This window comes from Bacillus sp. NP247, from assembly GCF_018966865.1.
Taxonomy (GTDB): Bacteria; Bacillota; Bacilli; order Bacillales; family Bacillaceae_G; genus Bacillus_A.
In genome coordinates this window covers 4,870,949-4,894,350 of the sequence record NZ_CP076653.1, presented here as the reverse complement: position 1 = coordinate 4,894,350, position 23,402 = coordinate 4,870,949, and the positions used below count along the sequence as shown (strand labels likewise).

Here is a 23,402-nt window from a genome sequence, read left to right as displayed (position 1 = left end):
TTTTAATTTACTGATTTTAGTGATACGAGTTGATAGTTTATTGTCGTTTTTCCGTTTTCCCACTCTAACTTTTGTATCATTGCACTACCAATTCTTTCTTCATTTGATTTATATAAAGGCAATATTTCTTGCAGTGTAAATAAGTGATAACCATCCAATTTTAATTGAAATATATTTTCTTCTATATGTAATCTTACTTCTTTTTCATTTGAAATAATTTTTGTGTGCATCTCAAATTTCATGACAGATACAACCCCTTTTTCTAATCTCTATATTATTAATAGTATATTGGCTATGCAAGATTGACAAGTAAATACACGGCAAAGTACATACTTTTCTATTGCTATTTGTTTTTTATTTTTTATATATAATACGGTATGTGAAATTTTATTTATTACAAAAATAAAAATGTCTCATGTGACATCTTTATTTTTGTATAAAGTCTTTCATTACATAATATAAAACTGTAATTAAAACGATCGCTACAAAAAATGAAAATACAGCGACAATGTACCCATCCTTATTTAATAGAATACAAAAAGAAATAGATATGATAAAAATCGGAAATACGAGACGTACTTTATCCTTCACTTCCTCTGTCGTATCTGTATGATGAAAAAACTGTGTTATCCCTATCATTAAAGAAGACAAAATAATCACCGACAACAGTAAAGGTCCTGGCATTCCGATTTCTCCTTTCTCTATTTCTAATGAAAAGCAATTTTTCTTTCATCATAATCATTTCAAATACCCTTTTTGAAGTGATTATGTACAATTTACACCTATATAATAGCGCGTTTATTATGATAACTTCAAATAATTACAATTACAGTAATGTTGTAATATTCATTTTCAACCTCCGAAATCCTGCAAATATAACTCGTCAAAATATGCATTGGGCAAATTAACATGTATCGCCAACTTTAGACAAAGTTTATAAAGGACATTTCAGTACATATCAAGAATTAAGAATAAGAAGATATGTAAGGGAGGATGAATTATGACTGAACACGTTTTATTTTCTGTTAGTGAAAACGGCGTTGCATCAATTACTTTAAACCGCCCAAAAGCACTTAATTCTTTATCTTATGACATGTTACAACCAATTGGGCAAAAACTGAAAGAATGGGAAAATGATGAGCGAATTGCGCTTATCGTATTAAAAGGAGCTGGCACAAAAGGTTTTTGTGCAGGCGGCGACATTAAAACTCTTTATGAAGCACGTTCAAATGAAGCTGCATTGCAGCATGCGGAACGTTTTTTTGAAGAAGAGTATGAAATTGATACATATATTTATCAATATAAAAAACCGATCATCGCTTGTTTAGATGGAATTGTAATGGGCGGTGGTGTCGGTCTTACAAATGGTGCGAAATATCGAATTGTAACTGAGCGTACGAAATGGGCAATGCCAGAAATGAATATCGGCTTCTTCCCAGACGTCGGTGCTGCTTATTTCTTAAATAAAGCTCCAGGGTTTGCTGGCCGCTATGTTGCTTTAACGGCATCTATTTTAAAAGCATCTGACGTATTATTTATAAACGCTGCTGATTACTTTATGACATCTGATTCATTACCAAATTTCCTTACTGAATTGGAAAGTATAAATTGGCATAAAGATGATGTACATACTAATTTAAAAGAAGTCATTCGTACATTTGCAACTGCTCCAAGCTTAGAGAGCGAACTTGCTCCTACATTAGAAGAAATGAATTCACATTTTGCATTCGATACAATTGAAGAAATCATCCATTCATTGGAGAAAGATCAAGGTTCCTTTGCTTTAAAAACGAAAGAAATGCTATTATCAAAATCCCCTATTTCGTTAAAAGTAACATTAAAACAGTTTATTGATGGACAAGATAAGTCCGTTGAAGAATGTTTCGCTACCGACCTTGTACTTGCTAAAAACTTCATGAGACATGCAGATTTCTTCGAAGGAGTACGCTCTGTTGTCGTTGATAAAGATCAAAATCCGAATTATAAATATAAGCAGTTAAGTGATGTTTCAGAAGAAGATGTAAATCGATTCTTTAACTTACTTAATGCATAAAGTGAAAATTTAATAAATGGGTAACATCCCCATTCATACGGGATAAACCTGAGGCTATATGGTCGTGTAATTACGCGACTATATAACCTCTTTCCTATTTAATAATTTTTAATAAAATTTAATTTTATTAAATCAAAATATGTGCTACACTATTTTTAATCGAATATTCTAAAAATAAAAAAAGGAGGAGCGACTATGATTGAAAATTTTTTTCTTTTCATCATTATGTCCATTTTTCTTATTATTTTACCCGGTCCAGATACAGCAATGGCCACGAAAAACACATTAGTTGCCGGTAAGGTGGGCGGGGTGAAAACAGTGTTCGGTACATGTGTTGCACTTTTGATTCATACGTTAGCAGCAGTAATCGGACTTTCCGCACTTATTGTAAAGTCAGCTCTTTTATTCTCTATTTTCAAGTACGTTGGAGCTCTATATTTAATTTATATTGGTATTAAAGCCCTTTTAGCAGTAAGAAACAAAGAAGGCGTTGATACGAACGATATATCTTTGAATAATGAAAACGAGCATACTTCTTGTTTTCGCCAAGGGTTTCTTACAAATTTATTAAACCCTAAAATTGCAGTCTTCTTTTTAACTTTTTTACCGCAATTTTTAAATCCAACTCATAATACGTTTATCCAACTTCTCGTAATGGGCCTTACTTATCTCATTTTAACAGTTATATGGTTCGCTTTTTATATATTTTTAATTGATAAAATTAGTACTTTTATGAAAAAACCGAAGACGCAACGTTATATTCAAGGGTTAACAGGAATCGTCTTAATTGGTTTTGGTATTAAACTAGCTTTTGAAAAAAGTAATTAACAAGACGAAAAACACCACATCTTCAAAGTGGTGTTTTTCATTTAACAATTTATTTGACTGGTCTAGGCTACTAATTAATTGTGAGGAAACAATCCCTCTACTCTCTATTAAAACCAGCGCTCAGTTACAACTTTTTTACGTGTATAGAATTGAACGCCATCTGTACCATTTGTACCTAAATCACCAAAGAAGGAAGCTTTATTTCCTGCAAATGCGAAGAATGCCATTGGTGCTGGAACGTTTACGTTTACACCGATCATACCAGCATCGATATTATCACGGAATGTTTGTGCATGTTTACCATTTGACGTATAAATAACCGCACCATTTGCAAATTCCGATTGATTTGTCACCTTAATACCTTCTTCTAAATCTTTTACTCTTACAATACTTAATACTGGAGCAAAAATTTCATCTTGCCAAATTTTCATCTCTTGATTTACGCCATCAAAGATTGTTGCACCAACAAAGTATCCTTCTCCAACTTCTTCATTAATTTTACGACCATCTACTAATAATGTTGCTCCATCTGCTACACCACTATTAATATAGCCTAAAACACGTTCTTTATGAGATTCACGGATTAATGGTCCAACATAATTATCTTCGTTGAAACCGTCACCTACTTTTAACTTCTTCGTTTCTGCTACTAATACATCAATGAATTCATCAGCAATTTCATCTACTACTGCTACTACTGAACATGCCATGCAGCGCTCTCCACTACTTGCGAACGCAGACCCAATTACACCTTGTACAGTTTTTTCAAGGTTGCAATCTGGCATAACAACCGCATGGTTTTTCGCACCTGCTAACGCTTGTACACGTTTACCATTTTTTGTACCAGTTTCATATACGTAGCGTGCCACTGGCTCAGAGCCAACAAACGAAACAGCTTGAATATCTTTATTTTCTAAGATGCTATTTACAACATCTTTTCCGCCTTGTACTAAATTTAATACCCCTTTTGGAAAACCAGCTTCATAGAATAACTCTACAAGTCGCTCTGCTAAAAGCGGTGTTCTTTCAGATGTTTTTAATACGAATGTATTACCACAAGCAATTGCAAGTGGGAACATCCATAATGGAATCATCATCGGGAAGTTGAACGGTGTAATACCAGCAACAACTCCGATTGGATAGCGCCAAATCGATCCATCAATTCCACTAGCAATATTCGGAAGAGCTTGTCCCATCATTAAATTTGGTGCTGATGTTGCAAGTTCTACTGCTTCAATACCACGCTGCACTTCACCAGTTGCATCCGTTAGTGTTTTACCGTTTTCAAGTGTAATGATTTTTGCAAGCTCATCTTTGTTTTCTTGTAAAAGCTGTAAATATTTATATAATTGTCTTGAACGATTCGGAACTGGTACTTTAGACCATTTTTCGTATGCCGCTTTTGCAGCTTCAACAGCCTTTTCAACATCCTCTTTTGGAGATAGTGGAACGTAAGCAATAATTTTTCCAGTCGCTGGATTCGGAACTGCTTCTACTTCCGTACCTGTTGATTCAACCCACTCACCATTAATATGATTTTTTACTCGTTTAATTTCAGTTGTAATCATTATATTCTCTCCTTTTTTATGATGTATATAAGTCTATTATTTTTGATTAGAAATTAATTGTTCGCTAACTTTCTTATATAAAGCAGCCATATCGTTTTCACCATATCCTGCTTTACTCGTTTCTTCATATACGTTTAATAGCATTTCACTTACTGGTAAGTGGAGTTCACTTTCCTTAGCTAAATCAACCGCAAAGCCTAAATCTTTCTTTAATAGATTTACAGTAAAGCCTGGCTCGTAGTTTTCTGATGCAATGAAACTTTTATAATTACGCTCATAAATTCTACTTTGGCCATAACTTACATTTAAAATATCAAACATTTTATCTAAATCCATATTGTTCTTTTTAGCTAATGTTAAAGCTTCACTCACACCAGCTGTATAAAAACCAATTAATAGATTGTTAATTAATTTAACAGTTGTACCACTATCAATCTGCTCACTAACATGGAAAACATTCGCTCCAAGTACTTCCATGACAGATTCAGTTTTTTCATATACTTCTTTCGATCCACCAACCATAAACGTTAATGTACGGTTTTCTGCACCAATTACCCCACCACTAACAGGTGCTGCTAAAAAGTCTACTTTCTTTTTCTTCGCCGACTCCTCTAACTGTTTGTTTAACTGTGGAGATACTGTACTTGTATCAATTAAAACTACATTTGAGTGGCTATTTTCAAATAACCCTTCTGCTCCAAAATATACTGCTTCAACAGCACGAGGTGACGGTAAACTTGTAAAAATCACATCACATGTCTCTGCTAGTTTCGAAATTGATAAACCGATAATTCCGCCTTCCTTTTCAAAGGAAGCTTCAGCTTCTTTATTCAAATCCACTCCGTATACTGTGTAACTTGATTTAACTAAATTTTTAGACATTGGAAGACCCATGTTACCTAAACCGATAAAACCAATCTTTTTCATATCGCTTTCCTCCTATTTACACAATATATTTTCCGCGATTTATAATAGCTTTCGCAATATCTCTCTTTTTCGTAAATAAGTTCGTGTATAAAGGCACTAATAATTGACGGATTTCAGCTAAAACTACACTTCTATCTTGTTCTTCTGCGACAGCTGCTGAAAGAATGGAAATCGCAGCTTCTTCTACTTTACGATATCCTTCTTCACAAATAACATCTGTTATCATTTGCTTCGTACGCTCTCTTTCTTCACCATTTTTAGTAACTGCTTTCCTCGTACGTAAAAATGCTGATTCCATGACGTACACGTCCGTCAACATATTTGATAATACACGTGAATATTCTTGCTCCTGATCAATTTTTAAGTCCGGAGTTTTAGAGAGCGTTTTCAAAGATTGTTTCAACAATTTTTTCGCTAATAAAATGTAACGATGGTTTCTTTCTACATTTTCCATATCACTTTCTACTTCATGCTCTTCTATTTGCTCTATTTGTTTCATTAACATTTTGGCAACTGTTAATCTGTTAATTTCGTTCGTTCCTTCAAAAATACGACTAATTCTAGCATCACGATATAAACGTTCTACCTCGTACTCTTGCATATAACCGTATCCACCATGAATTTGTACAGCCTCATCTACAATATTGCCCAGTGTTTCAGAAGCATTTACTTTATTAAGTGCACATTCAATTGCAAATTGGGACATTTTTTTCATAAGATCTTCATCACTCTCATGAATTGCTTCATCAATTACACCTGCTGTGCGGTAAGCTGCACTTTCTGCTCCATATGTAGAAATAATCATATTGGCAATTTTCTCTTGAATCATCGTAAAGTCCACTAATTCAGTTTGGAACTGTTTTCGTTCTTTTCCATATTGAACTGACAAACCGATTGCTTGTTTTGCTGTTCCAATATTTCCAAAAGCAAGTTTCAACCTAGCGAAGTTAAGAATATTAAGAGCTACGTGATGACCTTTCCCAACTTCCCCTAAAACATTTTCAGCCGGGATGACAACATCTTCTAAAATAAGCGTCGCTGTTGAAGAACCTTTAATCCCCATCTTCTTTTCTTCTAGTCCTATTGATACACCTTCACATGTTCTTTCGACAATAAACGCTGTCATTCCTTTATTTGTCTTCGCAAAAACAACGTATACATCTGCCATATGAGCATTTGTAATCCACTGCTTCTCACCATTCAACTTCCAAGCTGTACCATCTTCATTCAATACTGCACTCGTTTTTGCACTTAATGCATCAGAACCAGCATTTGGCTCAGTTAAAGCATAAGCACCAATCCATTCTCCTGATGCGATTTTTGGCAAATATTTTTCTTTCTGTTCTTTCGTTCCGTAATATATGTAAGGCAATGTACCTACACCAGCATGTATATTAAATGAAACGCTAAATGCACCAGCGTATCCCATTTTCTCTGCTACAAGCCCTGAAACGGCCTTTCCTAACTCGAACCCACCGTATTCTTCTGGGACCTCGATACTTAATAATCCAAGTTCTCCAGCTTTCTCAAATAATTGACGAGAAACTTTATAATTATGTTGTTCAATGTTCTCAATTTGTGGAACAATTTCTTGTTTAACGAATTGTTCAGTCGTTTTTGCAATTAAATCTTCATCCCCTGAAAAATCTTCTGGTGTAAAGAAAGTATTGTTCACATCTTTATTGAGTGAAAAAAATTCATCCCAAGGTAACTTCGTTTTCTCCATCTGAATCCCCCTATCATTTCGGCCTTCATTGCTCTTTGCATATGCTCGTCTACGATGAGTGGAATATCTTATTATTGAAAACAGAAGGCGATGAATTTTCACATCAAGCAGTTCGTTTTGCCAAAGATGTATTCTCATCGCCTTAGTTGTTCTACCTATTGATCTTCAGATAATACTGTTTTTGCAATACCAGTATCTAATTCTTCAAAGTCATGATATGAAATTGTTTCATATAATTCACTTCTCGTTTGCATATTAGAAAGTGCATCTTTTTGAGAACCTGTTTCCTTAATTAAAGTAAACACATTCTCATACGCTTTCGCAGCAACTCGAAGTGAAGTTACAGGGTAAATAACCATTTGGAAGCCCATATTCGCAAATTCCTCAGCACTATAATATGGTGTTTTCCCGAACTCAGTCATATTTGCTAGTAAAGATGCATTCACTTTGCTAGTAAATAAACGGAATTCTTCTTCCGATTGAAGCGCTTCTGGAAAAATTGCGTCTGCACCTGCTTTAACATATGCATTCGCTCTTTCAATCGCAGCATCTAGTCCTTCTACACCGCGTGCATCTGTGCGTGCTACAATATATAAGCTTGGTGCAACTTCTTTAATCGCTTTAATTTTTTGAACTAATTCTTCTGTAGTAACAAGTTTCTTACCATTTAAATGTCCACATTTCTTTGGTAATTGTTGATCTTCAATTTGAACAGCCGCTACTTTTGCCTCTACCATTTCTACAGCTGTTCTCGCTACGTTTAGTACTCCACCAAATCCTGTATCAATGTCAACAAGAACTGGTAAATCTGTAGCTCTAACTAGATCTCTTGCTCTTTCAGCTACTTCAGTAGATGTCACGATACCTAAATCTGGTAGACCTTTACTTGCAGTGTAAGCAGCTCCCGATAAATAAAGAGCTGAAAAACCTGTATTTTTCGCAACAAGAGCCGCCATTGCATCATGAGCACCTGGAATTTGCAAAATTTCATTTGCTTCTACTAAAGCTCGGAAGCCATTCGCAAGCTCCTCTTGTGTTGACTGTTTATTCACAACCCAAGCCATTCTAAATTCCCCCTATTATTAAATTAAGAATAGATCTACAAATTCGTTTACATTCATATTTTCTAGTTTTTCTTCATTTAAACAAACTTCATGAATTTGTTCTTGTTGCTTACTAGAATAATGACCTGCCATATTTGCAGTGAATTTTTGAACAACTTTTGGAATCGCTTCATCTCTACGGAAACGGTGACCAAGTGGGTATTCACATTCCACATTTTCTGTTACAGTACCATCTTTAAAATGAACTTGAACAGCGTTGGCGATTGAGCGCTTGTTCGGGTCAAGATAATCTAAACTGTACTGTTTGTTTTCAACAACAACCATCTTATTTCGTAATTCATCTACACGTGGATCATTTGCTACTACATCCTCATAATCGTCCGCAACGATATCTCCTTTTAATAAACCAATTGCTGTAATGTATTGTAAACAATGATCACGATCAGCTGGGTTATTTAATGGACCTTCTTTATCGATAATACGAATTGCTGATTCATGAGTTGTAATTGTAATGTGATCAATTGCATCTAATCTTTCTTTAATTTCCGGATGTAATTTCACAGCACATTCTGCAGCTGTTTGTGCATGGAATTCTGCTGGGAATGACACTTTGAATAATACATTTTCCATTACATAAGATTCTAGTGGTCTTGCTAATTTTAATTCTTGCTTGTTAAATAACACATCTTGGAATCCCCATCCTGGTGCAGATAAAGCTGTTGGATAACCCATTTCACCTTTTAAAGCAGTCATTGCAAGATGAACACCGCGGCTCGTCGCATCTCCTGCTGCCCATGATTTACGTGAACCAGTATTTGGAGCATGACGATATGTACGAAGACTAGAATTATCAATCCACGCATGTGATAATGCATTAAAGATTTCTTCACGCGTTCCGCCAAGCATTTTCGCAACTACTGCAGTTGTTGCTACTTTTACATATAATACATGGTCAAGACCAACACGATTTAAGCTGTTTTCTAAAGCAAGTACACCCTGAATTTCATGTGCTTTAATCATCATTTCTAGTACTTCACGTACTTTTAATGGTTTTTTTCCTTCTGAAATACGAACGCGGCTAATATAATCTGCTACTGCTAAAATTCCGCCTAAGTTATCAGATGGATGTCCCCATTCTGCTGCAAGCCAAGTATCGTTATAGTCTAACCAACGGATCATACATCCGATATTAAATGCGCCTTTTACTGGATCTAGCACATAAGATGTTCCTGGTACACGTGTACCATTTGGCACGATTGTTCCTGGTACAACTGGTCCTAATAATTTCGTACACTCCGGGTATTGTAGTGCTAAAATTCCACATCCAAGTGTATCAAGTAATACGTAGCGGGCCGTACTGAATGCTTCTGCACTTGTAACCTCTTTATTTAATACATAATCCGTAATTTCTTCTAATAATGCATCTTTTTGTTTAATTTCATTTGTTTTAATCATGCTATTCTTCCCTTTCTGTCGAAAATTCGTTATTATTAATGATGGGTGTCGGTCAAACACCCATCTGGCGGGCGGCGCTAACAACTCCCCAGTTGTTTTTATTTACTAAATACATGTCGCTCGCCAATATAATTTACACGTGGACGGAACAAACGATTGTTCGCATGTTGCTCAATTACGTGTGCACATAGCCCTACTGTTCTAGAACTAAAGAAGATTGGTGTGTAAAGTTGAATTGGAATACCAAGCATCCAATATACTGGAGCAGCATAGTAATCAAGATTCGGATAAATGCCTTTTTCCTTCTCCATAATCTTCTCTCCAGCTTCACACATTTCATATAGTGTATAATCGCCTTTTACATCACAAAGCAGTTTTAAAGCTTCCTTCATCATAAGTGCTCTTGGATCTATCTTCTTCATATATACGCGATGTCCAAAGCCCATAATTTTTTCTTTGTTATAAAGTTTCTTCTGTAATAGTTCTTCAAATTTCTCAACATTGCCAGCTTCTAAAAGCATGTACATAACCGCTTCATTTGCGCCACCATGTAAACTTCCTTTTAAAGATGCAACTGCACCTGTTAGAGCACCGTATAAATCCGATTGTGTTGACGCAATTACACGCGCTGTAAATGTAGAGTTTGGCATTTCATGTTCACTATATAAAACAAGGGAACGATCAAAGATCTTTTCCTCAAGTTCAGTTGGTTTTTTACCAGTTAACATATAGAAGAAATTCGCACTATATGACAATTCCTCCAGGGGCTGAATTGGCTCCTCATTATTTAAAATATGATAGCTATTCGCTACAATATTTGGCACTTTACTTAAAAGCTTGTACCCTCGACTTTTATTCACTTCTAACGAGCGGTTTTCGATATCACTATCGTAACCAGCTAATGCAGATACACCTGTACGTAACCCATCCATAGGATGCGTTTCCTTAGGTAATGCCTTTAGCACGTTGAATACACCTTCTGGCACTGCATATTCTTCTTTTAATTTCTTTTCAATTGTTGCTTTTTCATCCTCATTCGGTAGATGTTCTTCTAATAAAAGGTGCACAATGTCTAAATACTCTTTTGTTTTTGAGAGTTCGATTAAATCATACCCTTGAATTACAATTTCACCTTTTACTGTGTCAAGAAACGAAATTTTCGTCTCCGCTGCTACTACACCATCTAATCCCGGGGAAAATTTTTCTTCAGCTTTCATCATTATTTCCTCCAATCCTAATAGATCTTCGTGCACATAACTGTAAGCCTTTACATTACTGTGAAACTACATTTCTATTTCAATGTATCAGAGTTTTTAGAAGATTTCAATTTATTTTATAATGATAAGTTTCCTATACTTTTACCGATGTAATAATACAATTTTTCAAAAATAACTTTCATCTTTTATAAAGAAAGGACAGACATCCTTTTAATATTTTTCAAAACGAAATATAACAATTATCCATATAATCCGACTAAATATACCTTTAATCCCTTTTTCTTTAACAAACATAAAAAACCGAGCTGCACTCATGCACAGCTCGATTTTTTATTATATTTATTTCATACTCCCATAAATATAATTCTTATATAAAATTTATTTATTTTTAATAAAATTATTATTTTACATAATTAAATTAAATTTCTTCCGTTTCTTTATGATAGCTTACAACTAATTCATAGTTTTGAAAGTACGAAAGATCATCAAAATCTATAAAAATAAACTACCGTCTTTCTCAACTGACACTATTTCCCCATCTGATTTCTCAGAAAAAATCCCTAAAGAATATTCGGGCTGAATTTTGAGGTGGGCTCGCAAATAGCTGTATAAATCGAATAGATTCATCATGCTTTATACGCAATTCTTCCTTAAACCATTGTAGAGCATCATGATCAATTGAAATTTTCATCTTCGCTCCTCCTGTTTACGCAAAATCCTTTTTGCCAAATCGTTGTTTTACAAAAATGACAAATATAATTAAAGCTATTAATCCTGAAATTGCACTACCTGCGAATAAAATACGGTAACCAAATACTTGTGAAACAAATCCAAGTAAAATCGCACCTAATCCAATACCTAAATCAAATGCGGTAAAGAATGAAGCGTTAGCAACTCCTCTTTTACTCGGAGCAACAATTGTAAGCATCGCTGCTTGTAAAGCAGGCTGCGCTGAACCAAATCCAACACCGTATAATACCGCTGCGATAATTACACCCATTAAACTATTTGAAATGGTTAATACAACTATAGCTAAAATAGTAATACATAGTGCCGGGAGTATGATAAATACTTCTCCATACTTATCTAATAATTTCCCTGAAATCGGACGTACAATTGTTAAAGCAATTGCATATACAAGAAAAAATGTTCCAGGATTCACATCAATTGATGATGCAAATAACGGTAAAAACGTTGTTATGCCTCCGTATGCAAATGATAAAAAGAAAACAACAATCGTTATTGATAAAACGGATTTTTCAAACAGCTGAATTTCCCCTTTTTCTTTTTGTGGCGTGAATGGCATTTTCGTTATTAACGATAATATGACTGCCATAAAGGATAAAAGAGTTGCTAATAAGAATAGGCCATGAAATGAATAATTTTGTACAACCCATAATCCAATCATCGGGCCGATTGCCATCGCAATTGTCATCGCCATCCCATACCAGCCCATACCTTCACCACGGCGTGAATCTGGAATAATATCAGTTATCGCTGTCCCAACAGCTGTTGTAGAAACGGCCCATGTCACTCCGTGAATAACACGTAAAACAGCTAAAAGGACAATAGTTGATGCTAAATTATACGAATACATCGTTATCCCAAAAAAGATGAGTCCGAAAATAATAAAAGATCTTCTACCATATTGATCTAACATACCTCCAATAATCGGTCGTATTACAACTGCGGCTATCGTAAACATTCCCATCATCAGCCCAACTTGTGATTCATTTCCACCAATCTCTTTAATAAAGAGCGGGAGCGTTGGAACAAGTAAATAAAACCCTGTAAATAAAAATAACATTGCGATAGTCATTTGAATAAATGATTTCGTCCATAATCGTTCCATTAAAATTCCTCCATAAACACGTAAAATATTGCAATCAACACATCAATTGTATATTTTTCATGTTCCCTTGCCCTCCGCTAATAGACGTATCTTTTCATAATAAATGGTCTATCCTCAATTCGTTTTGGTCTTACGACTTTGTACGTATGTTTTAACCAAAAGTCCTATCTATGTGTACCTTAATAAGTATTAAAAGAATATACTACTTTATCATTGAAACTTAGGAGTGATCGTTTTCATGTGGGTATCACCAAGAATAACCGCCGTTGTCCCAGCAGCTCCCTCAATACATGTTCCTGCCGTTCATACAGCTAGTTCTGATGTTGGTATCGAACTTCCTGCCGCTTGGCAACAATATCAATCGACTGACCAAGTCACCCCTTCATTTTGGCATCATGGTACACACCCGAGTAGTACTACTTTTTATGGCCCTAGTTATCCAATACCGCCAACTCAAATTTTTTATCATTTCCCATCAATTTACTTTCAAAATTTCTATGGTACTTTTAATATTTAAAAATAATATTACTCTTTATAATACAAAAAGCACCAAAGAAACCGTTTTTCCCGGTACCTTTGGTGCTTTTAAAATGCATTATTTATTGTCCATTATTGGAAGGAGCCTCTCCTGTGTTCCCGCCAGTAGTTGGTGGGGTTGGCGTTTCTTGGCCACCTCCAGTGGTTGGTGGTGGAGTTCCTTGGCCACCTCCAGTGGTTGGCGGAGTTGGCGTTCCTTGGCCACCTCCAGTGGTTGGCGGAGTTGGCGTTCCTTGACCACCTCCTGTAGTTGGTGGTGGTGGAGTTCCTTGACCACCTCCAGTGGTTGGTGGAGTTGGCGTTCCTTGGCCACCTCCAGTGGTTGGTGGAGTTGGCGTTCCTTGACCATTTCCATTGTTTTGTTCATTTTGCTTATTCTGTTCATCTTGTTTCTTTTGCTCTTCTTGCTTCTTAAGTTCCTCTTGTTTCTTTTGCTCTTCTTGTTTCTTAAGTTCTTCCTGTTTCTTTAATTCTTCTTGCTTTTTCTCTTCTTCAGTTTTTTGCTGTTGATCTTGTTTTGGTTGTTCCGTTGTATCCGGTACGCTAGTATTTGGAGATGAATCACGTTTTTCACCTTTTATACGTAACTCGCTACCTTCTTGAATAACACTACTTGGCATTTTAAAGCGTGATTTATCTGTAGCCATCTCGCTCATCATTTCTTTAAAGATCAACTGTGCAATTTTCGTATTTTTACTACTAATATACTCATTTTTACCATCTTTCATATATCCAGTCCATACTGCCATCGTATATTGCGGTGTATATCCTGCAAACCAACTATCACGAGTTGCACTTTCTGGAATTCCATATTGTGCTAGTTGTTTTGAAGAATAGTTAGTTGTACCTGTTTTACCAGCTACATCTAAAGAGCCCACATTTGCCGCTGTACCAGTACCTGATGTCACTACTGAACGAAGCATATCAGTAATCATATATGCTGTAGAATCCGCCATAACTGATTTTGGTTTTTGTCCAAAACTTTGTGACTTGCCGTCTGGATAAACTACTTTCTTAACAAAATGCGGCTTTGTATACTTACCATCATTACCAAATGCCGCATAAGCACCAGCTATTTCAGTTGGCGATACTTCATTTGTACCAATAGCTGTAGATTCATCCGGCGTTTGCTTTAATGTAATACCTAACTTCTCGGAGAAGTCTTTTGATTTACTACTTCCGACTTCTTTTGCAGTTTTAATTGCCGGAACATTTCGCGACATTTTTAATGCTTCACGCATTGTAATTGGGCCTAAATGACTTCTGTCTGCATTTCGCACTTCTTGTCCAGTTGAATACTTAAATGGAGAGTCGTCAATTTGATGATAAGTAGACCATTTTAAGTATTCAATAGCAGGACCGTAATCAAAGATTGGCTTCATTGTCGAACCAGCTGCACGATCTAATTCAATCGCCATATTATGCCCTTTAAATACTGCTTTATTTTCACCGCGCCCACTACCTATAGCGCGAACTTCCCCTGTTTTTGTATCCATAAATGTGAAAGCACCTTGGAATTTATCATTTGGATAATCAATAATATTTGTATTTAAAATATTATCAGCCAATTTCTGTGCTTTTGGATCCAACGTTGTATAAATTTCTAAACCATCAGAACCAATATTAGCATCTGGTAATTCTTTTTCTACTTCTTTCACAACCGCATCCATAAATGCAGGATATGGCATTGTTTGTTCAGTTACAGTCTTAAGCCCATCTGTTACTGGAACTTTTGATGCTTCTTCCATTTCTGCCTTTGTAATATAACCATGTCGATTCATTAAGTTTAGTACAGTATTTCTTCTTTCTGTTGCCCTTTCGACATTTTCTTTTTTCGTTGGATCATAGTTATTCGGTGCTTTCGGCAAACCGGCAAGCATCGCAACTTCTGGTAATGTTAAATCTTTTAATTCTTTACCGTAGTAGTTTTGCGCTGCTGTTGCGATTCCATATGAACGATTACCTAAATTAATTTTATTTAAATACATCTCTAATATTTCATGTTTTGAATATTGTTGTTCTAGCTTATACGCTAAATATATTTCCTGAACCTTACGCTTTGACGTTTTTTCCATCGATAAGAAGTAATTTTTAATAACTTGCTGCGTTATCGTACTTCCACCTTGAGAGCCATAATCTCCTTTAAGACTGACTAAAACCGCACGGGCAGTACCTTTAAAGTCTACCCCGCTATGCTCGTAAAAACGTGCATCTTCTGTTGCTAAAAATGCATTTTCTACTAATTTTGGAATTTGATCATACGTAACATTCGTTCGCTTTTCTTTCCCATATTCATATACCAAATTCCCGTCTTTATCATAAATTTTTGAGGATAACGGATTAACAAGTTTTGATTTCTCAAGTTTTGGCGCATCCTTTATCATAACGAAAAAGGTAGCAACCCCTGCCACTAAACCTACAATACCAAGTAGTAAACAACTGATTAAAAATTTACGAAAAAACGATGTTTTACCTTTTGGTTTTGTTTTTTTAGAAGCTGGCTGTTTTTTCTTTTGAACTTGTCGTCGTTCCTCTCGAGAACGATAATTTTCTGACATGTTACTTTCTCCTGCCTTTCAATTCTCCCGTTGATTTACATAAAATATTGAGGTCACCTTCACAAATATACTTATATTTAGAAAGTTTATTAACCGGAAGCATTCAATATTTTCCCAATTCACAGATTATAAATTTTGGAATACTTCTTATACAAACTATATTCACCTCTATTTTTTTCTAATAATACCGCCCCTTAAAGCATAGAATGTAAGAAGTGAATTTTAATACCTCGTATAAATAATATACCTTTTTTTCAAATGGTCAATATTTTCTTATTAATAAATCAAAGGTGAAATAAAAATAGCACAACTATATGTACTTCGTGTGAACTTCCTTATAATTACGTATAACGAACATTTAATATCTTACATATAAGTATAATACCCCTTTAATTATAAGGATTTCAATACCACATCCCCTTGCCTACAAGAAAACACCTTAAATGAAAAGTAAGGAGTTGCGTAATGATAAAATTATCTCCCGTTATATCAAGAAATATAGTTGCTGTTGGCTATAATCCTTTTTCTATGATTTTACGTATTCAACTAAAGAATGGTATGTATGATTTCTTTAACGTACCAGAAAGTATTTACACCGGTTTATTAAACGCACACTCTAAAAGTTATTATCATAATACCTATATTAAAAATTCTTACCGCTACACTAAAATTTAAACTTGATTGGCATACAAAAAAAGAAAGGCGAATCAAATTCCCTTTCTTTTTTTGTATGTTTTCACTTGCAATTCACCTTCTATCTTCTTTTATTAATTTCATCGTACGCTTGAATTTGTCTTTTAAGTCGCCTGTCGGCTTTTTTATCATGTACGATAAGAACTGCGTGTATCGCTCCTGGAACCCAAAAAATTAAGGTTAAAATGAAATTAATAATCGCTTGAAACGGCTTTCCGCAAAATAAAACAGCTACCGGCGGAAGTAGAATTGCTAATAAGTACATCATGTCTGAAAAACTCCTTAATGTTTATTTTTCAATTCTTACCCATCCATCTCCTATACTATCAAACCTATGAAATCATGTTATTTCTAAAGACGTATATAAGAACTCATCATTACAAAAACCACATATAATAGTATAACTAAATGAAGAGCCTCTCACTAACGTTAATAAGCTATTTTCACCTGTTCGTTTATATGTATATTCTACGCCCATATGAAAAAGCCTACAAAAAGAATTATCACATCAATCTTGTCCTACTTCTAAAATTGAAATACTCCAAACTTCATTTAAATGAGTATTTCATTGCCTTTTCTTAGATTCCAATCTTTGTTCCTCTACTATTTCTGTTAATCCAATTGCTGAAATTACAGTACCTATTGCCTGTATCCAAATACCTATTAGCCCTATTATACGTTGATTTTCTTTATCTATATTACTGTCTTCATTTTCCTTTTCTTCTTTTGATATATTGTGAATACCCTCATATGCTTGTAACCCTGCACCTAAACTTTGCATTGAATTCCCTAATACAATAATCCACTGTGTTCCATTTATCTCATTCAATGCTACTTCTACTCCTAAAAAAGCTCCAATTGATTGCAAACTATTTCCAGTAATTATAAGGAAATCATTTTCTTTTATTTGTTCATTTAGATTAAAATACGTTCCTATTACATTAGAAATATTACCTAAAGCTAATAACTCAATCCCCGTTTTCGCTAGCGCTTTATTTTTATTATCTACAGTTACATCTTGCTCCTCACATTTATCTTCATCTTTCACATCAATAGTTGCTATAATTTGTAATATATATCCGAGGGCTTGTAATGAACTCCCTACAATAACAAGATCCGACTCAATCTGTTCTTCTCCTGCAAACCCTCTAGTTGTTCCAATAGCTGCTATAAGATTTCCTCCTACTTGAAACCATGCCCCTGTCAATTCTAAATCGCGTAGGTTCATTTCCCATCACCTATATTAAAATTTTCTAGTACATTCGAAATAAACAAATATCACCTTTAATTCATTATTTTATTTTTCATATGTAATTTTGTGCATCACATAATGTAATAATAATACAAAAGAGCACCTTTCAGGCGCTCTTTTTGACAAGGAGTTTCTCGATGAATGTATACTTTGCAAATGCTTCCCACATAATTCAATATATGCTTGTCCTTTAAATCTGTGAATATAACATTTAATACCTATCTGAACATTAAATGCCTACCGGACATGTCAATGAATCTCCATTTTTATCTATTGATATATTTAATATATAATGAATTGCTTTATGTGACCACATTTCAGGTGTAGGAGATTCTTTTACATATTGAGGTGCACATAAGTGAAGCATTGGAGTGCTAATACTTCCACCTGGATCTAAAGCAACTACGGCCATGCCATTTGGCAGTTCCATTGCCATAGACTGAGTGATACCTTCAATAGCAAACTTCGAAGCACAGTATGGCGCAAGTTCAGCCTCGCCTTCTCTTCCCCAACTAGAGCTCATATTAATAATAATTCCTTCTTTCCTAGCTATCATCGCCGGGACGAATGCTCTAATGACATTTACTACCCCGTTCACATTTACACTCATTACACTTTCAAATTCTTGAGCGGTAACTTTCCATAGCGGTGCATTTTGATTAACAATCGATGCATTATTTATTAACATATCGGGTGCCCTATACCTATTAAGAATACCACTTGCCCATTTACTAACTTGGTGATGATTTGAAACATCAATTATTTGAAAATCATGTGAAGCACCGTAATATTTATTAAGCTCTTCAATTTTATTTTTTGAGCGTCCACACCCTGCTATGTTCCATCCCAATTCATGAAACCTATCAACCATTGCACGTCCTAACCCTTGCGTTACTCCAGTAATAATTACAAGTTTCCCAATGTCGTTTCGCTCCAACTTCATCTCCTCCTTTCAATTAATATTACTCTTTTTATTCTTATTCAACCTCTCACTTAAGTATCAATTCATTTCATACTTTAGAAGTATTTTTGATATTACATATTACAAACAAAAAGAGTAATTATCATAATTACTCTTTTTGTTTATATCGTTATTATTTTAAAATTGTATCTTCTCTTCCCACATTTCTCACACCGACGAATAAAAGTTACACCCAATTTACCATTTTTATTATCTTGTATTTTAATAAAACCCTATTTATGTTTACAGTTCGATTCATCCAAATACTTTTCAATCCACTTTTTCAACTTAACAGAGCCCACCTCTATCAAAGAATTTCCACCTAGTTTTATAACATACTTTTATATAAATTCTCAATCTCATTTTGCAGCTTTTTAAATTGCTCAAAATGCATTGTTATAGATTGAATACTATTCCTTTCAACATTTTTCTTCACTAATAAAACACCTGTATCGTGAAAAATCGCTTCAAGTTCTTTCCTTATAGATATTTTCGTAATATATGCGGTTTTAATTGCCGATAAAATTGCTATTTCATTAAACTTTAATTTTATTTCATTAGGACAAAATGCTTTTTCGATCAATGTAACATCATTACTATAAATAAAAGCAACAAGTTTACTTGATTCTGCATCTGTTAAATCCACTGTTTTTATAACATTATCCATTACATTTCGCCTCCTTTAATTCCGTATATATTAATTATTCAAATTTATTCTTTTTAAAATTCCACTCTTCATTAATTTTAACATACTTTTTGCTCGATTGATTAAACAAAGCTTCAAACATTTTTCTATTCCGGAATATTTGTCAAATGAACCAATTAGACTATACCTCCATATAGTAATGCAAACAATTACTTATAAAGTAGGTGAAAATTATGCCCTCAGTTGTTGGGAATTTAGTTGTACAAAATAGTAACGGATCTTTCAACTTAGGTGATTTCTACAATGTTTCTCCAAAAGAGAATACGAAAGCTTATAACGGCTCTGGCGCATCTAACGTTGGTTTCGTAGTGAACACTTTTAGTGGGGTTAGCGCGACTAATACATTTGATTCTGATCTAGCAGATCAAAACCAAGTTGGTACGGCCTAACCAGATCTGTAATCATTTTTGTATAACATTTTTAAATTTGTCTATACTATACTCAGGCTGATACACAGCTATCGTCGATTTTTTGAGTGCCAATCTTTTTCTCCCTTTCCCTGGGACTAAGCAGCTAGCTTGCATCTAGCTGCTTTTTCATTTAGTTCTTCATCTCTTCAAAAAATTAGGTTTTTACAGGTAGCCTGACTCACAGTCGAATTTTGAGGTGTGAATCTGTCTGTCCGTAAATAGCTGGATAAATTAAAGAAGCTAAACTTCAAAATTCAGCTTCTTTTAGGTTACATCAATTATGTCCATTGCAGAAAATATATTTGTTTTATAAAATGCATCTGTACATTTTACAATTTGTTGAATTGGATTTATATGAACCACTGTCATATAACTCGTAAGTATGTATCCTTCTTCAAAATATGTCACTAACATCTCTTCTTCAGACAATAATGAAGTTAATAATTTATCTGAAATGCTTTCTTTCGCTTCATTCGTTATTAGCGGTCTTTGGACTTTTAATTTCTCTCCAATAATTTTTTTCATACTTAATAATTGTTCCGACATTACTGTAAACGGAACCCACTCTCTTCCTTTTTCCTGTATCTTTTCATAATTCATTTTCTTTACTCCTCAATTTTCTACATCTATCTATTCATAAAAATAAAAATTCCACTTCTAAATACACTTTATCCATCTCTTATTTATATGTAGCGTAGCTTTCTAATTAAAAACTATTTATGCATTTGTAGAAATCCCCACCCCGAAAGAACGTTTGTTCTAATTATATACGAACTAACGTTCTTTCGGAAGTGCAACATGTAAATTTTTTAAACAAAATGCAACTTTAATATATGAAGTTTATTCGTACTCATTGATTACTCCCTTTTATTAATCAAATTTCTTTGCACTTCCTATAAAGTTAATTTATACTCCAATAAATATGATATGTACCATTCTTTAAATTATGTACTCTATTCAATTTCTAAGAAAATATTAAAAATACATTTGGTTTATATTTAACAAAATTAATTAACTAAAACATTATCAGTTCAACATTTTGCGAAGTAATTGCTTATTTTTTTTATTTACACCAAAATTTTCTATTGTAATTCTTAATATTTAAATGTAATATTGTATTGTCTTACTATCTATTTATAACTCACACACTAACGAGAAAAGGGAACTCTATATGAGTTCCCTTTTCTATTAAAAATTAAAAAACAGAAATATAGCACTATGCTAAACCTCTGTTTTTCTTCTAAACCTTACTTTTCATCTAAGAATTTAAATGTATCTTTAAATTCATTATCAGTTACTTTAATATCCGCTTCTTTCAATAGATCATTGACTACTTGTTGTTTCCATTTACCTGTCGCATCTTGTAGTCTTTGTTGTTCTAAATCTTTTCGAATAGTATCTTTCACTTCATCAAATGGTTTCAATTCTTTTTTATCTGTCACTTTTATTATATGATAACCATATGATGTTTTTATTGGCTCACTTACTTGCCCTGCATCTAATTTATATGCAGCTTCCTCAAATTCTTTCACAGTTTGACCAGGAGCAAAACCAGCTATTTCTCCGCCCTGTTCCTTTGAACCAGTATCTTCCGAATATTGTTTCGCTAAAGCAGTAAAATCTTCACCATTATTTATTTTCTCTTTTACTTCTTTCGCAGTTTTTTCATCTTTCACTAAAATGTGACTTACCTTCATTTCTGGTTTATGGTTATCTTTCACATCTTTATCTGTGACAGTCGCTCTAATCGCTTTCTCAAGTGCAATTTCTGGCTTCATTCTCTCTTTTAATTCATCTTCATTTTTTAATCCTACTTGCTCTAAAGCCACTTTAAACTTGTCACCCATTTGTTCCTTCGCTGCTTCTACTTGTTTTTTAGCTTCTTCATCTGATACTTCATATTTATCTAGCAATGCCTTATTTAACATCATTTGAGATAAAGTACTTTTTCCATATGTTTGCCTTAATTCTTTACTTAACTCGTTCTCCGTCACGTTTCCTACTTTTGATGTTGCAACATTTTCTGAGGAACCACACGCAGACAATGTTAGCGCCACACATGTAATAATAGTTCCCATAAATAGCTTTTTCTTTTTCAATTAAAATACCTCACTTTGATAAATGTATATTAGGAACTATACAGCGCTATTGTGAAATTAATGTGTTTTCCGCAAGTATTTCTCTTCATGCCAAAGACAAGCTTTATTAAATACAAAATCCGGCATAAAGCCGACTTTTTAACATCATTTAATCTGCACATGTTCTTCTTTGATCCATTTGTTCCCACCTATATCTATATATCCATCTTGACGATTCCAAATACGATAAGGGACCTTCCCATCGACCGCACCTGTATCATTCCCGTTTGGTCCATCGTACGTTCTAATTTCATATCCAGGTGCGTATTTTGAATATGCATAAAACCATTGCACATTAAAGTGTTCTAACTTAGCCCACTGCTGTTCACCACCTAAACAAATCATATCTTTTTCGCCACCTCCCCAATAACCTTTAAAGATTAAATATGGGATTTTTTTCGTAAGTCTTCCTGTGAACTGTGGATTTGCAGGATTTTCATATAAATTAATGCCGTATCCATCATCATATTTTGAAACTGCAATACCCATTCCATTTGGTTGCTTTGTATTATCTATACTTGATTGATTTGTTTTGTTTGTACCTATAAACCAAGAAAGATCCTTATTTCCAATTAATTGATTCAAATCACATTTCCCAATACCAGGAACATTTCCTGAATCAGTATATTGCCAAATATCGCACGGATATGCTGGTTTATTCCCTCCATAACGAGGAATCCAAATAAAATCAGCATCAATATTGCGAGCTCCAAATGATATATACGTGTGATGCCCTACATATAAACCAATTTTTTTTGCACCTAATCGGCGTAATTCATCAATAAATGCTTGCGTCCCGCCCTGCATATCTACCATTGTTTGAACTTCTACATCTGCCACCCAAAATTTGGCGTTTTTATCGCCACGATTCCAAAAATCTTGCGCTTCTTTTTTTGCATCTGATATAGATATAAAACGGCAAAATGCATAATTTCCAAATGGAATACTACGTTTCTTCATTTCTTTCACATAACCTTGATACATAAAATCGACCGTATTCGAGCCATCTTGAACTCTAGCAATAACTAAATCTAGTTGAGACGCTGCAATATCCCAATTAATATTTCCATTCCATTTCGAAATATCTACAATATAACCCATTACTAATCAACTCCTTTTTATTATCCTATTCAAAGCTTGTATTATTGCTAGACCCATATGCCTAATAGCAAGCTTCTATAAGACAAATAAATATATTTTCATCATTTTTTAAAACTAAATAATTTCTTTTTATCCATAATACTCAAGTTCTTCTTTTTTGCATTTGCAAACGATAGACTTGCGTTTATTTCATACTAAATATCGGGATAAAACTATAAATAATGTGCATACTATATGTAAGCTATTTTAGCTTATACTCATGACTGACCTCCAATATTTTTCAATCTCCCTGTAAAAAGACAGCTAAATAATAAAAGCTGTCTTTTTATTATTTCCTTTATGTACAAGAAAAAGAC

At 34.1% G+C, this 23,402-nt stretch carries 22 protein-coding genes and 1 pseudogene; 5 read left to right on the top strand and 18 right to left on the bottom strand.

Going from position 1 to position 23,402, the window contains the following annotated elements; translation table 11 throughout:
* Nucleotides 1-2: 2 nt before the first annotated feature.
* Together KPL75_RS25465 and KPL75_RS25460 are read right to left on the bottom strand one after the other, a co-directional pair.
* Nucleotides 3-242: a DUF2584 family protein gene (locus KPL75_RS25465; RefSeq protein ID WP_088096366.1), complete on the bottom strand. Its 240-nt coding sequence runs from the start codon at nucleotides 240-242 to the stop codon at nucleotides 3-5.
* Nucleotides 243-426: 184 nt separating this feature from the next.
* Entirely contained in the window at nucleotides 427-684 is a 258-nt protein-coding gene (locus KPL75_RS25460; protein ID WP_001119406.1) for a hypothetical protein, read from the bottom strand.
* Between the two features lie 316 nt (nucleotides 685-1,000).
* Between KPL75_RS25460 and KPL75_RS25455 the strand changes: the two genes are divergently transcribed.
* Together KPL75_RS25455 and KPL75_RS25450 are read left to right on the top strand one after the other, a co-directional pair.
* Nucleotides 1,001-2,053 carry an enoyl-CoA hydratase/isomerase family protein gene (locus KPL75_RS25455; protein ID WP_219918326.1) on the top strand — a complete coding sequence of 351 codons (1,053 nt, stop codon included), beginning with the start codon at nucleotides 1,001-1,003 and terminating at the stop codon, nucleotides 2,051-2,053.
* A gap of 195 nt (nucleotides 2,054-2,248) precedes the next feature.
* The gene (locus KPL75_RS25450; RefSeq protein WP_219918325.1) at nucleotides 2,249-2,881 is read left to right on the top strand and encodes a LysE family translocator; all 633 of its coding nucleotides are present in this window, start codon (nucleotides 2,249-2,251) and stop codon (nucleotides 2,879-2,881) included.
* A gap of 107 nt (nucleotides 2,882-2,988) precedes the next feature.
* On the opposite strand, the gene KPL75_RS25445 is transcribed toward KPL75_RS25450, so the two are convergent.
* From KPL75_RS25445 to KPL75_RS25415, 8 genes and pseudogenes are all read right to left on the bottom strand, one after another.
* Nucleotides 2,989-4,449 (bottom strand): CoA-acylating methylmalonate-semialdehyde dehydrogenase, encoded by a 1,461-nt coding sequence (locus KPL75_RS25445; protein ID WP_219918324.1) that lies wholly within the window; start codon nucleotides 4,447-4,449, stop codon nucleotides 2,989-2,991.
* Between the two features lie 36 nt (nucleotides 4,450-4,485).
* A complete protein-coding gene (locus tag KPL75_RS25440; protein WP_219918323.1) occupies nucleotides 4,486-5,376 on the bottom strand; it encodes an NAD(P)-dependent oxidoreductase in 891 nt (296 codons plus the stop codon).
* Nucleotides 5,377-5,392: 16 nt separating this feature from the next.
* The gene (locus tag KPL75_RS25435; protein ID WP_219918322.1) at nucleotides 5,393-7,102 is read right to left on the bottom strand and encodes an acyl-CoA dehydrogenase family protein; all 1,710 of its coding nucleotides are present in this window, start codon (nucleotides 7,100-7,102) and stop codon (nucleotides 5,393-5,395) included.
* Nucleotides 7,103-7,257: 155 nt separating this feature from the next.
* Nucleotides 7,258-8,166, bottom strand: coding sequence for a methylisocitrate lyase (gene prpB / locus KPL75_RS25430; protein WP_219918321.1), 909 nt, complete (start codon nucleotides 8,164-8,166; stop codon nucleotides 7,258-7,260).
* Between the two features lie 18 nt (nucleotides 8,167-8,184).
* Nucleotides 8,185-9,621, bottom strand: a complete 1,437-nt coding sequence (gene prpD / locus KPL75_RS25425; protein ID WP_219918320.1) for a 2-methylcitrate dehydratase — start codon at nucleotides 9,619-9,621, stop codon at nucleotides 8,185-8,187.
* Between the two features lie 98 nt (nucleotides 9,622-9,719).
* On the bottom strand, nucleotides 9,720-10,841 hold the full coding sequence (gene mmgD, locus KPL75_RS25420; protein ID WP_219918319.1) for a citrate synthase: 1,122 nt from the start codon (nucleotides 10,839-10,841) through the stop codon (nucleotides 9,720-9,722).
* Nucleotides 10,842-11,256: 415 nt separating this feature from the next.
* A pseudogene (locus tag KPL75_RS27575) lies at nucleotides 11,257-11,529 on the bottom strand (HesB/YadR/YfhF family protein).
* 15 nt (nucleotides 11,530-11,544) lie between these two features.
* Nucleotides 11,545-12,690, bottom strand: a complete 1,146-nt coding sequence (locus KPL75_RS25415; RefSeq protein ID WP_219918318.1) for an MFS transporter — start codon at nucleotides 12,688-12,690, stop codon at nucleotides 11,545-11,547.
* 238 nt (nucleotides 12,691-12,928) lie between these two features.
* Between KPL75_RS25415 and KPL75_RS25410 the strand changes: the two genes are divergently transcribed.
* Entirely contained in the window at nucleotides 12,929-13,207 is a 279-nt protein-coding gene (locus tag KPL75_RS25410; RefSeq protein WP_002136183.1) for a hypothetical protein, read from the top strand.
* 82 nt (nucleotides 13,208-13,289) lie between these two features.
* Here KPL75_RS25410 and KPL75_RS25405 read toward each other — a convergent pair whose 3' ends face one another.
* On the bottom strand, nucleotides 13,290-15,785 hold the full coding sequence (locus KPL75_RS25405; RefSeq protein WP_219918317.1) for a transglycosylase domain-containing protein: 2,496 nt from the start codon (nucleotides 15,783-15,785) through the stop codon (nucleotides 13,290-13,292).
* Nucleotides 15,786-16,250: 465 nt separating this feature from the next.
* Here KPL75_RS25405 and KPL75_RS25400 point away from each other — a divergent pair, with 465 nt between their 5' ends.
* Nucleotides 16,251-16,460: a KTSC domain-containing protein gene (locus tag KPL75_RS25400; RefSeq protein WP_219918316.1), complete on the top strand. Its 210-nt coding sequence runs from the start codon at nucleotides 16,251-16,253 to the stop codon at nucleotides 16,458-16,460.
* 79 nt (nucleotides 16,461-16,539) lie between these two features.
* Here KPL75_RS25400 and KPL75_RS25395 read toward each other — a convergent pair whose 3' ends face one another.
* From KPL75_RS25395 to KPL75_RS25380, 4 genes are all read right to left on the bottom strand, one after another.
* On the bottom strand, nucleotides 16,540-16,746 hold the full coding sequence (locus KPL75_RS25395; RefSeq protein ID WP_219918315.1) for a YqaE/Pmp3 family membrane protein: 207 nt from the start codon (nucleotides 16,744-16,746) through the stop codon (nucleotides 16,540-16,542).
* A gap of 297 nt (nucleotides 16,747-17,043) precedes the next feature.
* The gene (locus KPL75_RS25390; RefSeq protein WP_219918314.1) at nucleotides 17,044-17,706 is read right to left on the bottom strand and encodes a DUF6944 family repetitive protein; all 663 of its coding nucleotides are present in this window, start codon (nucleotides 17,704-17,706) and stop codon (nucleotides 17,044-17,046) included.
* Nucleotides 17,707-17,959: 253 nt separating this feature from the next.
* Nucleotides 17,960-18,667 (bottom strand): SDR family oxidoreductase, encoded by a 708-nt coding sequence (locus tag KPL75_RS25385; RefSeq protein ID WP_219918313.1) that lies wholly within the window; start codon nucleotides 18,665-18,667, stop codon nucleotides 17,960-17,962.
* Nucleotides 18,668-19,019: 352 nt separating this feature from the next.
* Nucleotides 19,020-19,358: a hypothetical protein gene (locus KPL75_RS25380; RefSeq protein WP_219918312.1), complete on the bottom strand. Its 339-nt coding sequence runs from the start codon at nucleotides 19,356-19,358 to the stop codon at nucleotides 19,020-19,022.
* Between the two features lie 212 nt (nucleotides 19,359-19,570).
* Here KPL75_RS25380 and gerPF point away from each other — a divergent pair, with 212 nt between their 5' ends.
* The gene (gene gerPF, locus KPL75_RS25375; protein WP_001141569.1) at nucleotides 19,571-19,786 is read left to right on the top strand and encodes a spore germination protein GerPF; all 216 of its coding nucleotides are present in this window, start codon (nucleotides 19,571-19,573) and stop codon (nucleotides 19,784-19,786) included.
* A 285-nt stretch (nucleotides 19,787-20,071) separates the two neighbouring features.
* Here gerPF and KPL75_RS25370 read toward each other — a convergent pair whose 3' ends face one another.
* The 3 genes from KPL75_RS25370 to KPL75_RS25360 form a co-directional block, all read right to left on the bottom strand.
* On the bottom strand, nucleotides 20,072-20,407 hold the full coding sequence (locus KPL75_RS25370; RefSeq protein ID WP_219918311.1) for a YolD-like family protein: 336 nt from the start codon (nucleotides 20,405-20,407) through the stop codon (nucleotides 20,072-20,074).
* A 647-nt stretch (nucleotides 20,408-21,054) separates the two neighbouring features.
* On the bottom strand, nucleotides 21,055-21,906 hold the full coding sequence (locus KPL75_RS25365) for a peptidylprolyl isomerase PrsA (protein WP_219918310.1): 852 nt from the start codon (nucleotides 21,904-21,906) through the stop codon (nucleotides 21,055-21,057).
* A 144-nt stretch (nucleotides 21,907-22,050) separates the two neighbouring features.
* A complete protein-coding gene (locus tag KPL75_RS25360; RefSeq protein WP_219918309.1) occupies nucleotides 22,051-23,046 on the bottom strand; it encodes a glycoside hydrolase family 25 protein in 996 nt (331 codons plus the stop codon).
* Nucleotides 23,047-23,402 lie beyond the last annotated feature (356 nt).